The sequence below is a fragment of the Clostridium pasteurianum BC1 genome (assembly GCF_000389635.1).
Lineage (GTDB): Bacteria > Bacillota > Clostridia > Clostridiales > Clostridiaceae > Clostridium_I > Clostridium_I pasteurianum_A.
In genome coordinates, this window is sequence record NC_021182.1 from 96,111 (window position 1) to 110,396 (window position 14,286).

The 14,286-nt window shown below is 36.4% G+C and carries 9 protein-coding genes, 5 tRNA genes, 3 rRNA genes and 1 other RNA gene; 16 read left to right on the top strand and 2 right to left on the bottom strand.

Features of this window, described 5'->3' with window-relative positions:
- Window positions 1-6: 6 nt before the first annotated feature.
- The 16 genes from ffs (at window position 7) to CLOPA_RS00565 (ending at window position 11,762) form a co-directional block, all read left to right on the top strand.
- Window positions 7-271: signal recognition particle sRNA large type (gene ffs, locus CLOPA_RS24050), an RNA gene on the top strand.
- 146 nt (window positions 272-417) lie between these two features.
- Entirely contained in the window at window positions 418-2,046 is a 1,629-nt protein-coding gene (dnaX, locus tag CLOPA_RS00495; protein ID WP_015613527.1) for a DNA polymerase III subunit gamma/tau, read from the top strand.
- Window positions 2,047-2,110: 64 nt separating this feature from the next.
- On the top strand, window positions 2,111-2,452 hold the full coding sequence (locus tag CLOPA_RS00500; RefSeq protein WP_015613528.1) for a YbaB/EbfC family nucleoid-associated protein: 342 nt from the start codon (window positions 2,111-2,113) through the stop codon (window positions 2,450-2,452).
- 17 nt (window positions 2,453-2,469) lie between these two features.
- On the top strand, window positions 2,470-3,066 hold the full coding sequence (recR, locus tag CLOPA_RS00505) for a recombination mediator RecR (protein ID WP_041710682.1): 597 nt from the start codon (window positions 2,470-2,472) through the stop codon (window positions 3,064-3,066).
- A gap of 63 nt (window positions 3,067-3,129) precedes the next feature.
- Window positions 3,130-3,402, top strand: a complete 273-nt coding sequence (locus CLOPA_RS00510) for a YaaL family protein (protein ID WP_015613530.1) — start codon at window positions 3,130-3,132, stop codon at window positions 3,400-3,402.
- 25 nt (window positions 3,403-3,427) lie between these two features.
- Window positions 3,428-3,682: a pro-sigmaK processing inhibitor BofA family protein gene (locus CLOPA_RS00515; protein ID WP_015613531.1), complete on the top strand. Its 255-nt coding sequence runs from the start codon at window positions 3,428-3,430 to the stop codon at window positions 3,680-3,682.
- An 847-nt stretch (window positions 3,683-4,529) separates the two neighbouring features.
- Window positions 4,530-6,036: ribosomal RNA gene (locus CLOPA_RS00520) — 16S ribosomal RNA — on the top strand.
- A gap of 239 nt (window positions 6,037-6,275) precedes the next feature.
- Window positions 6,276-9,175 (top strand): 23S ribosomal RNA (locus CLOPA_RS00525).
- Window positions 9,176-9,299: 124 nt separating this feature from the next.
- Window positions 9,300-9,416: ribosomal RNA gene (gene rrf / locus CLOPA_RS00530) — 5S ribosomal RNA — on the top strand.
- The 16S, 23S and 5S rRNA genes sit together here with 5 tRNA genes alongside, the layout of an rRNA operon.
- A gap of 26 nt (window positions 9,417-9,442) precedes the next feature.
- Window positions 9,443-9,517 (top strand) — tRNA-Glu (locus tag CLOPA_RS00535).
- 62 nt (window positions 9,518-9,579) lie between these two features.
- Window positions 9,580-9,663, top strand: a tRNA-Leu gene (locus CLOPA_RS00540).
- 7 nt (window positions 9,664-9,670) lie between these two features.
- Window positions 9,671-9,745: transfer RNA gene (locus CLOPA_RS00545), tRNA-Gly, on the top strand.
- Between the two features lie 7 nt (window positions 9,746-9,752).
- Window positions 9,753-9,826 (top strand) — tRNA-Gly (locus CLOPA_RS00550).
- Between the two features lie 3 nt (window positions 9,827-9,829).
- Window positions 9,830-9,906 (top strand) — tRNA-Arg (locus tag CLOPA_RS00555).
- Between the two features lie 509 nt (window positions 9,907-10,415).
- Complete coding sequence (gene sfsA, locus CLOPA_RS00560) at window positions 10,416-11,108, top strand: DNA/RNA nuclease SfsA (protein WP_015613532.1); 693 nt, start codon at window positions 10,416-10,418, stop codon at window positions 11,106-11,108.
- A 114-nt stretch (window positions 11,109-11,222) separates the two neighbouring features.
- A complete protein-coding gene (locus CLOPA_RS00565; RefSeq protein ID WP_015613533.1) occupies window positions 11,223-11,762 on the top strand; it encodes an NAD(+) diphosphatase in 540 nt (179 codons plus the stop codon).
- A 125-nt stretch (window positions 11,763-11,887) separates the two neighbouring features.
- Here CLOPA_RS00565 and CLOPA_RS00570 read toward each other — a convergent pair whose 3' ends face one another.
- Together CLOPA_RS00570 and CLOPA_RS00575 are read right to left on the bottom strand one after the other, a co-directional pair.
- Window positions 11,888-13,072, bottom strand: a complete 1,185-nt coding sequence (locus CLOPA_RS00570; protein ID WP_015613534.1) for an ABC transporter permease subunit — start codon at window positions 13,070-13,072, stop codon at window positions 11,888-11,890.
- Complete coding sequence (locus CLOPA_RS00575; protein ID WP_015613535.1) at window positions 13,072-14,019, bottom strand: ABC transporter ATP-binding protein; 948 nt, start codon at window positions 14,017-14,019, stop codon at window positions 13,072-13,074. Before CLOPA_RS00575 ends, CLOPA_RS00570 begins: the two co-directional genes overlap by 1 nt.
- Between the last annotated feature and the right edge of the window lie 267 nt (window positions 14,020-14,286).

A 14,286-nucleotide genomic window follows, 5' to 3' on the forward strand; every position in this document is an offset into this window, starting at 1 on the left:
ACTTTGTCGTGCTAGATGGGGAGTTAGCGGTGTCTTGTAACCTGCAATCCGCTATAGCAGGGTTGAAGTCCTTGTTGAGGCTTTAATCTGTGAGGTCTGCCTTATATAAGTGGTGTTGAGAGCTTGGTCCCACGCAACGAAAATTCATGAACCCCGTCAGATCTGGAAGGAAGCAGCGGTAAGTGAACCCTTTCGTGTGCCGTGGAAAAACCTGGTTTGAGCTAACTGTATAAGTAACGCTCATGGATTATAGTCGAGACAAGGTGCACGACATTTAATTAAATATAAATTCTTAAGGTGCATACAGCATCTTTTTTTATTATATATTAAATTAGTTTATGTAAATGTAGTATAATGTAAATGGGTATTATTTACTATGGATTTTATATTTGTTTCAACAACAATGAGGTGAAAAAAGTGGGATATACAGCGTTATATAGGGAGTGGAGGCCAAAAACTTTTGATGAGGTTGTAGGGCAAAAACATGTTACTATAACATTAAAAAATCAAGTTAAGGATAATAGAATAGCCCATGCTTATCTATTGTGCGGCACAAGAGGAACTGGTAAGACGTCAACTGCTAAAATACTTTCAAAGGCAGTGAATTGCTTGAGTCCTCAGAATGGGGAGCCATGTAATCAATGTGAAATGTGTAAAAAAATCAATGCTGGTCTTGAAATAGATGTTACAGAATTAGATGCTGCTTCGCATAATGGTGTAGAAGATATAAGAAATATTATAGATGATGTTCAATATCCTCCACATGAAGCAAGGTTTAAGGTATATATTATAGATGAAGTACACATGCTTTCTATGGGTGCAGTGAATGCTTTCTTAAAGACTCTTGAAGAACCACCTAAAAATGTTATGTTTATCTTGGCTACAACAGATCCTCAAAGATTACCAATAACAATACTTTCAAGATGTCAAAGATTTGATTTTAAAAGAATAAAAAAAGATGAAATGTTTCAAAGACTCAGAGAAATAGTTGCAAAACAAGGTGTATTTGCAGATGATGAAAGTTTAAATCTAATAGCAAGAATATCTGATGGTGCCATGAGAGATGCACTTAGCATATTGGATCAAGCTATATCTACAGGAAATGGTAAGGTTCAGTATGATGATATTATTAATATGCTTGGACTTGTGACCAATGAATATCTTATTAAAATAACCTCTGCATTAATAGAAAAGAGTATCGAAAATGCCATGAAAACAGTGGATAGCATAGTGTCTAGTGGTAAGGATATAAATATATTTATTAAAGATCTTATAATCCATATGAGAAATCTCATGATGGTTAAAATTAGTAAGAATCCAGAAGAAATTTTAGATATGTCACAGGAAAATATAAAGCTTATTAGAGAACAGTCTGAAAAAATAAGAGTTGAAGAAATTATGAGGTATATAAAAATACTTCAGGATACAGAAGAAGAGTCTAAGTGGAGTAAGCAAAGTAGAATATATCTAGAATTAGCTGTCATAAAAATGTGTAAAATAGAATATGATACCTCTAATGAAATTATACTTGCAAGACTTAATAAACTTGAGGGTATGATAAAGAATGGAAATATAGTATATAATAATAAAGCATCCAAGAAAAATGATGTAAAACAGGATATAAGAAAAATATCTAAGAGTGTTAATGAAGAAAATAAATCCTCTGTAGAAATAACAGATAATTTTATAAATATTGAATCAAAATTAACTTTAGATGATGTAAAAAAAGTCTGGAAAGACATACTTGAAACTTTTAAAGCTAGAAGATTAAGAGTATTAGGTGCTCATCTTAGTAATGGTGAACCTGTAAGCTGTAAACATAGTATAATAGAAGTGAGATTTAAAAAGAGTTATAATTTCAGTAAGCAGAATTTACAAAAGTCTGAAAATAATAAAAAAGTTGAAGATATATTTTCAGAGATACTTAAAGAAAAGATAAAAGTGCAGTATAGTGTAGAAAAAAATGAGGAGGAAACAAAGTTATCACCAGAGGATATAATAAAGCAGACCTTTGGAGAAGAAATAGTTGATATTATTGATGAATGATGTTTTAAATGGTAAAATATAAAATACTGAAACTTAATTTAGTTTATTTTAGGAGGGTATATATATGGCAAAAGGTGGATTCCCAGGAATGGGCGGAGGAAACATGAACAATTTGATAAAGCAGGCACAAAAGTTCCAAAAGCAAATGGAGGATATGCAAAAGGACCTTGAAAATAAAAGCTTTGAGGCTACTGTGGGTGGCGGTGCTGTTACGGCTGTAGTTAATGGCAAGAAACAATTAATTGATGTTAAAATAAAACCAGAAGTAGTTGACCCAGATGATGTAGAAATGCTTCAAGATTTAATTATATCAGCTTGTAATGAAGCTTTTAAAAAAGCTGAGGATGAATCAGCAGGTGAAATGAAAAAAATGACAGGTGGAATGAATATACCTGGAATGTTTTAATAATTGAGGTGACGGTGTTGGATTTTTATCCAGTAGCAATAGAGAAGTTAATAGAGGAATTTGCTAAACTTCCTGGTATAGGGCATAAAACTGCTCAAAGACTAACCCTTTATGTGTTAAATTTGCCCAAAGAAGAAGTTGATGAATTTTCAAAAGCACTTGTTAAAGCCAGAGGTACTATAAAGTATTGTTCTATATGTGGAAATTTTACTGATACTGATCCATGTGCTATATGTTCTAATCCAAGCCGGGATAAAAAGATTATTTGTGTAGTAGAAGAACCTAAGGATATCATGGCTATAGAAAAGGTTAGAGAATATAATGGTGTATATCATGTGTTACATGGAGTAATATCACCAATGTCTGGAAAAGGTCCGGATTCCATAAAATTAAAAGAACTAGTAAGCCGCATGAAGGATGAAATTAAAGAAGTGATAGTTGCAACAAATCCTAATGTTGATGGAGAAGCTACTGCTATGTATATATCTAAATTATTGAAGCCATTAAGCATTAAGGTTACTAGAATTGCACATGGAATACCTATGGGTGGAGATCTTGAATATGCAGATGAAATAACTTTATCAAAAGCTCTTGAGGGAAGAAAAGAAATATAACAGGAATATTATTCCCATTTTATGTCTATAATTGTAAAGAGGTATAAAATGGGAGGTTTTTTTATGGTTAAGAAAAAAAGTGTAAAATTAAATAACAATATTAAATATAATTTGGATCAAAAAGATATTATTGCTGCTATAGAAGAAGCCAGAAAGGAACTACAAGCTTGTAGAGATTATTTTGAACTTGTGAATGAGCCTGTATTAATAGATTATGCTATTTACAAAGAAGCGGCAGCTAAGGCGAGATATATATATCTTCTTGCAGAAGCGAAAAAATTAAACATAAGAGTTGACGGATTTAATATATATACTGTGGAAGAGAATGTTGATTAACATGTATAAATAGGGGGATGATCAAATGGAATACGTGGGATATTTTTTAATAGCGATAATAGGATTATTTATTGTTGTTAGACTACTAGCGTGGCCATTAAAAATATTCATTAAGTTGATAATAAATGCAGTACTTGGAACTATACTCTTGTTTATAGTGAATTTAGTAGGAGTTCATTTTGGGTTTACCATAGGAATTAACTTAGTAACAGCACTTGTAGCAGGCTTTTTTGGTGTTCCAGGAGTTATTTTTTTATTAATTTTTAAATTTATTTTATGATTAAACCACAAAAAGCTATAAATTAATTTTCACTATATCATTTATAGCGGTCTCAATATTAATTTAATAACATGAGGAATGTTATTAAGTTTTTTCTGAAGGTTTCCTATGTATTCTGCGAACTACTCCAACTTAAAGAAGTAAGAGCTTCCTGCTTCCAAGAGTTATTAATCTACAATCTTTACAGGCTTGAAATCCACTTGCACTGAGGGAACTATGCGATAGAGACCTATATGAGTCTTGGATTTTACGTAGGGAAGGCATAGCTTGGTTTTCGCATTTTTGTATTCTCCCCACAGCCTTATATATTCAGTTTACAAAGAGTAACTAACATTTATATTATATCTAAAATAATAATAATTATACAAATTTAATTAATATAAATGCTATGGAATCATTCATATTAATGTACTATCCATCTCCCACCTATAGAGATAGGAGAAATCCGCACATTAGGTTAAATGGACTAGTTTATATGTATACTTATCCTAGTGTATCTATAAGTAAAAAAGATTGTTAATAATAGATATAGCTATCATATAGGACTAATATAAATATAATGAGTAATAACATATTATAATAAATTAAACTTTATGCTATTATAATACTCATTGCAATTTTATAAAAATAATCTACTCAATATTAAAAAATAAAAAATGTTGACAAGATTCTTAAATAATGATATTATATAAAAGCTGTCAGATGACAGGAATTGATCTTTGAAAATTAAACAGAGTATAAGAATAAAACAAACCAGCAATTCTTTAGATTTTAAGAAATTGAAATCAAGAGTAACAAATTCTTCAGTAAAATGGAGAAGCAAAGCGATGAGTTAACATCAAACTTATAAATTGAGAGTTTGATCCTGGCTCAGGACGAACGCTGGCGGCGTGCTTAACACATGCAAGTCGAGCGAGAAACCTTCGGGTTTCTAGCGGCGGACGGGTGAGTAACACGTGGGTAACCTGCCTCAAAGAGGGGAATAGCCTCCCGAAAGGGAGATTAATACCGCATAATATTACAGCTTCGCATGAAGCAGTAATTAAAGGAGTAATCCACTTTGAGATGGACCCGCGGCGCATTAGCTAGTTGGAGAGGTAACGGCTCACCAAGGCGACGATGCGTAGCCGACCTGAGAGGGTGATCGGCCACATTGGAACTGAGACACGGTCCAGACTCCTACGGGAGGCAGCAGTGGGGAATATTGCACAATGGGCGAAAGCCTGATGCAGCAACGCCGCGTGAGTGATGACGGTCTTCGGATTGTAAAGCTCTGTCTTTTGGGACGATAATGACGGTACCAAAGGAGGAAGCCACGGCTAACTACGTGCCAGCAGCCGCGGTAATACGTAGGTGGCAAGCGTTGTCCGGATTTACTGGGCGTAAAGGATGTGTAGGCGGATACTTAAGTGAGATGTGAAAGCCCCGGGCTTAACCTGGGGACTGCATTTCAAACTGGGTATCTAGAGTGCAGGAGAGGAAAGCGGAATTCCTAGTGTAGCGGTGAAATGCGTAGAGATTAGGAAGAACATCAGTGGCGAAGGCGGCTTTCTGGACTGTAACTGACGCTGAGGCATGAAAGCGTGGGGAGCAAACAGGATTAGATACCCTGGTAGTCCACGCCGTAAACGATGAGTACTAGGTGTAGGAGGTATCGACTCCTTCTGTGCCGCAGTTAACACAATAAGTACTCCGCCTGGGAAGTACGGTCGCAAGATTAAAACTCAAAGGAATTGACGGGGGCCCGCACAAGCAGCGGAGCATGTGGTTTAATTCGAAGCAACGCGAAGAACCTTACCTAGACTTGACATCTCCTGAATAGCGTAGAGATACGTGAAGCCCTTCGGGGCAGGAAGACAGGTGGTGCATGGTTGTCGTCAGCTCGTGTCGTGAGATGTTGGGTTAAGTCCCGCAACGAGCGCAACCCTTATCATTAGTTGCTACCATTAAGTTGAGCACTCTAGTGAGACTGCCCGGGTTAACCGGGAGGAAGGCGGGGATGACGTCAAATCATCATGCCCCTTATGTCTAGGGCTACACACGTGCTACAATGGTGAGAACAACGAGATGCAATACCGCGAGGTGGAGCCAAACTTGAAAACTCATCCCAGTTCGGATTGCAGGCTGAAATTCGCCTACATGAAGTTGGAGTTGCTAGTAATCGCGAATCAGAATGTCGCGGTGAATACGTTCCCGGGCCTTGTACACACCGCCCGTCACACCATGAGAGCTGGTAACACCCGAAGTCCGTGAGGTAACCTTTATGGGGCCAGCGGCCGAAGGTGGGATTAGTGATTGGGGTGAAGTCGTAACAAGGTAGCCGTAGGAGAACCTGCGGCTGGATCACCTCCTTTCTAAGGAGTAAGCATGGTAGGATAACTACTGTGATATGGTTGTTTAACTCTTATCTCTGTTTAATTTTGAGAGATCAATATCTCTTAAATGTACTTTGAAAATTGCATAGTGAAACAAAAAGTAAAGTAAAATAATAAAACAAATATCCTTTGTATAATTAATCTTTATCTTTAATAAAATGAAGATTAAAACAAAATAAAAGACTAAACTCGAAAAGCTAACGCTTAAGAGTATAACAGGTCAAGCTACAAAGGGCGCATGGTGAATGCCTTGGCACTAGAAGTCGAAGAAGGACGCGACAAGCTGCGATAAGCTTCGGGTAGGCGCAAATAGCCTGTGATCCGGAGATTTCCGAATGGGGCAACCCACATGTCTTAACGACATGTACTTTATACTGAATACATAGGTATATAGAGACATACCCGGGGAACTGAAACATCTAAGTACCCGGAGGAAGAGAAAGAAATATCGATTTCCTTAGTAGCGGCGAGCGAAATGGAATGAGCCCAAACCAGGAACTTTGTTCCTGGGGTTGTGGATAGATCATTAAAGCCTAATATCTTAATCGAAGAGTTCTGGAAAGCTCTACCGTAGAAGGTAACAGTCCTGTAGATTAAAAGAGAAAATGGCCGGATCTATTCCAGAGTACCACGAGACACGTGAAACCTTGTGGGAAGCTGGGAGGACCACCTCCCAAGGCTAAATACTTTCTAGTGACCGATAGTGAAGCAGTACCGTGAGGGAAAGGTGAAAAGAACCCCGGAAGGGGAGTGAAATAGAACCTGAAACCGTGTGCCTACAACCGGTCGAAGCACTTTTTATGTGTGACGACGTGCTTTTTGTAGAACGAGCCAGCGAGTTACGGTATGCAGCAAGGTTAAGCACTTCTGGTGCGCAGCCGAAGGGAAACCGAGTCTTAATAGGGCGACTAGTTGCATGCTGTAGACCCGAAACCGGGTGACCTATCCATGGCCAGGTTGAAGCGGAAGTAAAATTCCGTGGAGGACCGAACCACATTGGTGTTGAAAAACCATGGGATGAGCTGTGGATAGCGGAGAAATTCCAATCGAACTCGGAGATAGCTGGTTCTCCTCGAAATAGCTTTAGGGCTAGCGTCGATTAATTGAGTTATGGAGGTAGAGCACTGAATGAGGTAGGGGCTGACAACAGTTACTGAACTCTATCAAACTCCGAATGCCATATACTTTTATTTCGGCAGTCAGACTGCGAATGATAAGATCCGTAGTCAAAAGGGAAACAGCCCAGATCATCAGCTAAGGTCCCTAAGTGTAAGTTAAGTGGTAAAGGATGTGGGATTTCTAAGACAACTAGGATGTTGGCTCAGAAGCAGCCACTCATTTAAAGAGTGCGTAATAGCTCACTAGTCAAGAGATCCTGCGCCGAAAATGTCCGGGGCTAAAACTTACCACCGAAGCTATGGGCTCGTAAGAGCGGTAGAGGAGCTTCCTGTATGGATTGAAGTCGTACCGTAAGGAGCGGTGGACTATACAGGAGTGAGTATGCTGGCATAAGTAGCGAGAACTAAGTGAGAATCTTAGTGGTCGAAAACCTAAGGTTTCCTGAGGAAGGCTCGTCCGCTCAGGGTTAGTCGGGTCCTAAGCCGAGGCCGAAAGGCGTAGGTGATGGATAATCGGTTGATATTCCGATACCACCTTTTTCCGTTTTGAGAGATGGGGTGACGCAGAAGGATAAGATGTGCGCACTATTGGATGTGCGTCTAAGCACTAAGACGTGCAGGTTGGCAAATCCGCCTGCTTAGTTGAGGTGTTATGGGGAGCTAATTTTTAGCGAAGTATCTGATTTCACACTGCCAAGAAAAGCCTCTATCAAGGAATTAAGGTGCCCGTACCGCAAACCGACACAGGTAGGTGAGGAGAGAATCCTAAGACCATCGGAAGAATCGTTGTTAAGGAACTCGGCAAATTGACCCCGTAACTTCGGGAGAAGGGGTGCCTACTTAACGTAGGCCGCAGAGGATAGGCCCAAGCAACTGTTTAGCAAAAACACAGGTCTCTGCTAAAGCGTAAGCTGATGTATAGGGGCTGACGCCTGCCCGGTGCTGGAAGGTTAAGGGGATCCGTTAGAGTAATCGAAGCGGTGAACTTAAGCCCCAGTAAACGGCGGCCGTAACTATAACGGTCCTAAGGTAGCGAAATTCCTTGTCGGGTAAGTTCCGACCCGCACGAATGGCGTAATGATTTGGGCACTGTCTCAACAACGAATCCGGCGAAATTGTAGTGCAAGTGAAGATGCTTGCTACCCGCGATTGGACGGAAAGACCCCGTAGAGCTTTACTGTAGTTTAGCATTGAGTTTCGGTATTGTCTGTACAGGATAGGTGGGAGACTGGGATACAGCGGCGTCAGCTGCTGTGGAGTCGTCCTTGGGATACCACCCTGACAGTACTGGAATTCTAACCGGAGGCCATGAAGCTGGTCACGGGACATTGCTAGATGGGCAGTTTGACTGGGGCGGTCGCCTCCAAAAAAGTAACGGAGGCGCCCAAAGGTTCCCTCAGCGCGGTTGGAAATCGCGCGTAGAGTGCAAAGGCATAAGGGAGCCTCACTGCGACACAAACAAGTGGAGCAGGGACGAAAGTCGGGCTTAGTGATCCGGTGGTTCCTCGTGGGAGGGCCATCGCTCAACGGATAAAAGCTACCTCGGGGATAACAGGCTGATCTCCCCCAAGAGTCCACATCGACGGGGAGGTTTGGCACCTCGATGTCGGCTCGTCGCATCCTGGGGCTGAAGTAGGTCCCAAGGGTTGGGCTGTTCGCCCATTAAAGCGGCACGCGAGCTGGGTTCAGAACGTCGTGAGACAGTTCGGTCCCTATCCGTCGCGGGCGTAGGAAATTTGAGAGGAGCTGTCCTTAGTACGAGAGGACCGGGATGGACTGACCTCTGGTGCACCAGTTGTCACGCCAGTGGCACAGCTGGGTAGCTATGTCGGGATGGGATAAACGCTGAAAGCATCTAAGCGTGAAGCCCACCTCAAGATTAGATTTCCCATAGCGTAAGCTAGTAAGACCCCTGAAAGAACATCAGGTTGATAGGTCAGAGGTGTAAGTGCAGCAATGTATTCAGCTGACTGATACTAATAGGTCGAGGGCTTGACCAATATTTAAATAAATTACTAAAGTGTATATTAGTATATAATATAATATTATATTTTACTTTTACCCTTTACTATGCAATTTTGAGAGTACATTTTAATTCTTAATTTTAACTCTCAATTTAATATATCCAGTGTCTATGACTTAGAGGTAACACCCGTTCCCATTCCGAACACGAAGGTTAAGCTCTTATGTGCTGATGGTACTGCAGGGGTAGCCCTGTGGCAGAGTAGGTCGATGCTGGGTTTATAGTATTTTTAATACTATTTTATGGCCCCTTGGTCAAGCGGTTAAGACACCACCCTTTCACGGTGGTATCATGGGTTCAAGTCCCGTAGGGGTCACCAATTACTTATGCTTGGTTTTACCTTAAGTTGTTTAACTAAGCATTTGTTTATTAATTATTTGTGCAGGTGTGGCGGAATTGGCAGACGCACTAGACTTAGGATCTAGCGCCTATGGCATGGGGGTTCGACTCCCTTCACCTGCACCAATTTTAAGCGGGAGTGGCTCAGTGGTAGAGCGTCACCTTGCCAAGGTGAACGTCGCGAGTTCGAATCTCGTCTTCCGCTCCAAATATATGCGGGTGTAACTCAATGGTAGAGTGTCAGCCTTCCAAGCTGGTTACGAGGGTTCGATTCCCTTCACCCGCTCCATATGCGTCTTTAGCTCAGCTGGATAGAGCAACGCCCTTCTAAGGCGTGGGCCAGGGGTTCGAATCCCTTAAGACGCACCAAAAGAATCTTCTTGAAATATAGAAGGTTCTTTTTTTATTATGTATCTTAAAGTTAGATTGTGATTTAGTGAAAGATAAGTTAAGATGGTCATTCAAAAAGTTTATGGATAGCAGAACTAAGATTTATAAAAAGTATAAAATTTTTTCACTTACTTTATTATTAAATTGAAGCTTTATAGTGAGATTTTAAAAAAACTGTGGATAAATTTAAGTTTATCCACAGTTTTTTATAGATATTAACAGAAAGCTGTGAATAAATATAATAATTTTTATATATTTTGTAGTTTAAAAATATAAATTATCAATATATAGTATTGTGCATAATGTTAATAACTTATATACATAGCTAATCCATTACAGTATAAGTGTTTACAGAGTTATAATATATACTGTGTATAACTTATCAACATTATATGTTGATATTATGCTTAATTTTTAGTAATTCATAAAAATATTGATAGTTATTTGTTAAGTGTGTCATAATATTATATTGAATGGAAGATGATGATATGAATATAGAAAAAAATACAATATCTGTACAATTTATAAATAGGCCTAACAGATTTCAGGCATATGTAAAATTAAATAACGAAATTATTATGGTTCATGTGCCTAATACGGGAAGATGTAAAGAGATATTAATTCCTGGCTGCACAGTAATTTTAAGAGAAGAAAATGGAGTAAATAGAAAAACTAAATATGATTTAATTGCTGCCTATAAGGGAGATAAACTTATAAATATAGATTCACAAATACCCAATAAAGTAGTTCACGAAGCATTGATACAAAAAAAAATTAAAAAGCTAAAAAGATTTACTAATATAGAGAGAGAAAAAAATTATGGTAATAGTAGATTCGATTTTAAGCTTACGGATTCTAAGGGTGGCATATATTATTTAGAAGTAAAGGGGGTTACCTATGAGGAGGATGGTAAGGCCAAGTTTCCAGATGCACCTACAGATAGAGGAAGAAAACATTTAATTGAACTAATTGATGTGAAAAATGAGGGGATGAATGCAGGGGTTATGTTTGTTCTTCAGATGGATAATATGAAGTCTTTTAGTCCATACGATTCTATGGATTATAAGTTTGGAGAAGCACTTAGAAAAGCTAAGGAAAGTCAAGTTGATATTTTCGCCTATGAATGTAATGTGGCAGAAAAATTTATAACTATCTCTAATGAAATAGATGTTATATTATAAAATAATGTACATTAAGTTTTATTTTACTTATAATGTTTATATAAATAAAATAAAACTTAAATTAGATTCTATAACTAATAATAAGATTATAGCTTAGGGGGATAACTTATAATTATGAAATTTAAATATTGTCCTATATGTGGTGGAAAACTAGAGGAAAAGTTTAGTTATGACGAGGGAGGAGTTCCATATTGTCCCAAAGACGATATTATGTACTTTGATACCCCTACACCTTGCGTAATAGTAGCAGTTGTTAAAGATGATAAAATATTGCTATTGAAGCAAAGTTATATTTTTAAACATTCAAAAGTATTAGTATCAGGATATGTAACTAATGGAGAAATTGTAGAAGATACAGTACTAAGAGAAGTTAAAGAAGAAACTGGAATAGTTGTGAAAGAACCAAAATATTTAGGAAGTTATTATTTATCATCAAGAGAAATAATAATGCTGACATTTATGGTGAAATACGAAAGTGGTGATATAATAAAGTCAGATGAAGTAGAGTGGGTTGATTGGAGCAATTTAGAGGATGCACTTTGTGAAATGTGTGAAGATGAAATAGGAAAAAGTGTAGTGAGAAAAGTACTTAAAAATGTAGGGCATAAAGACAAAAAGGCTTATAGATGTGATGATGGAAGCTGCGAGCTATAATAGAAAGTTTAGTATTAAAAATAAAAGTTACATAAAAAAATATATTAAAAAGGGATCGTCCCCAAATGTATTAATATGCATCGGAGACACCCCTTTTTTATTTATAAATAGCTTTTAATTGCTAATTATAATAATAGATCTTTTTTTCTAAATACAAGATGAGAAATAATATAGCAAATAATGCCTATAGCAATTAAAAATATAACAGAGAATAATGGTGTTGCATAGGTTACTCCTAATCTAGGTGCTAAAGAGTTACTTAGTACGCTTCCAGAAGAACCGTAGGTTGTAAATAAGAAAGGCCATATTTTCTGTAAATAAGGTATTTGACCTAGTATTATAAATACAATTGGTATAAGAATACTTATAGTCATAGATATTGAGCTGCTTTTCAAAATTGTGGAAAGTAAGAAAAATATAGATGAACAAGCAAATATATAAATTAGTTGAAATAAGAATATAAGTATAATAAATTGCCATGCAGGCATTATTGATGTACTTCCAAACACAGGTATTAATGAGGTTTGTCCTACATTAGTAGATATAATTGCTTTAACATAGGTTGTACCAACGGTAACTGGATTTAGAGGATTTCCGAAGCCGAAGATTAAACCCATTATTACGTAGGAAATTAATTCTACTATTATAATTACTGCAAAACTTGATAATATAGCAGATAAAAACTTTGATAAAAGTAATTTATTTCTTGTAATAGGTCTGGTTAATAATACTTTCATTGTAGGTGGTGTATATTCTCCGGAAACAATATCAGCTACAAGTATAGCTATTATAATAGGTATAAAAATTGAACCTATTAGGGTGATTAAGCCTTGTAAAAATGATTGTGCTGATACATCTCCACTTTTTTCTGGTCTTATGTTATGGTCAATGTAATATTGATTAGTTATAATTTGTTTATTAAAATATTCTTTTGAACTTGCCTCAGTTAGATCTGATGCATTATCTCTCTGCTGTTTTAATTCTTTTATACTATTATTTAAAGTATCTTTCCAGTTATCTGAGTCTGCGGCTTTTGACAATTGAAGTTGACTAATTTGAGTATTGAGCTGATCTATTTGGTCTTGAAGCTGAGCTTGCTTTTTTTCATCTTTTGTGCTATTTTTTTCATTTTGAATTGAAGTAACAGCCTGCTTATAAGCATTTATTTGTGCATCGGGAGTTTGGAGCTTAGAGAATTTTACATCGGCAAAAGCAAATAATGCACAAAGTGCTGCTAAAATTATTACAGTAATTATAAACTTTTTTCTATGCCACAATTTTATAAATTCATTTGATATTAATCCAAGCATTATTTATTCCCTCCTTGTACTAGTTCTATATATCTGTCTTCTAATTTTAAATATTTCTTATATATTTCCTCAACAGGTATATTTTCTTTTGCTAGATTAAAAATTAGCTTTGGAACAGAACCTTCAGTGATTTCTATGTTAATTTCATTTTCGTTTTCAGTTACATTCTTAATATAATTTATTGAGTTTAGAATTTTAATACAATTTTCTTTTTCTTTTGTGCTGATAACCACATGTTCAAATTTTTCAGTAACATTTGAATCAGTATTATCAGTATTTTCATTATAATTGCCATTTATAGTTTCAATAGATTGTATTTCTCCATTATTTATAAAAGCTACAGTATCGCAAAGCTTTTGAATTTCACTTAAAATATGAGATGAAATAAACACAGCTGTTTTTGTTTCCTTTGCTGCCTTTTTAATAATATTTCTAAATTCTATAATTCCTGTAGGATCTAATCCATTTGTTGGCTCGTCCAGTATTATAAATTTAGGCTTTCCTATTAATGCTTCAGCAAGACCAAGACGTTGTTTCATACCAAGAGAGTATTTTTTTACTTTGTCATCAATTCTATCTTTTAAACCAACAATTTCAACTATATTTTCAATATCTTTTTCAGTTATACTTTTTTGTATTCTTGCAAGTTGTTGTAAATTTTGTCTTCCGGTTAAGTATGTATATAATTCAGGTGTTTCTACAACAGCACCTACATTTTTTAATGCTTCAACTTTGTTTGTCTGTATATTATTCCCCATTACTTTAATGGAACCTCTATTAGGGGAAATAAGGCCTACAAGCATTTTTATTGTAGTAGTTTTTCCAGCACCATTGGGACCTAAGAATCCAAAAATTTCACCTTCTTTTATTGAAAAACTTATTCCCTTTATAATCTCTCTTTTACCTAGAGTTTTATAAAGATCCTTTACCTCTAGTACATAAGACATAAATTAAAACCTCCTTGTATTTTAGTAGTTATTAGTAGAATAAAGCTATTATTATATATAACATAATAATTTTAAAGTTGCAATTATATTATAACAAATATTACATTAATAAGTAATTAACCTATTAATTAACTATTATAGTATTTAATTTTATATTTACCATTATAGTATGCGTCATATTCAAATAGTACACTATATCAATAATTCTGTCAATGGTATTTTCCATAAATATGTAATTTGCAATTTAAATTTATATTTAATTAATAA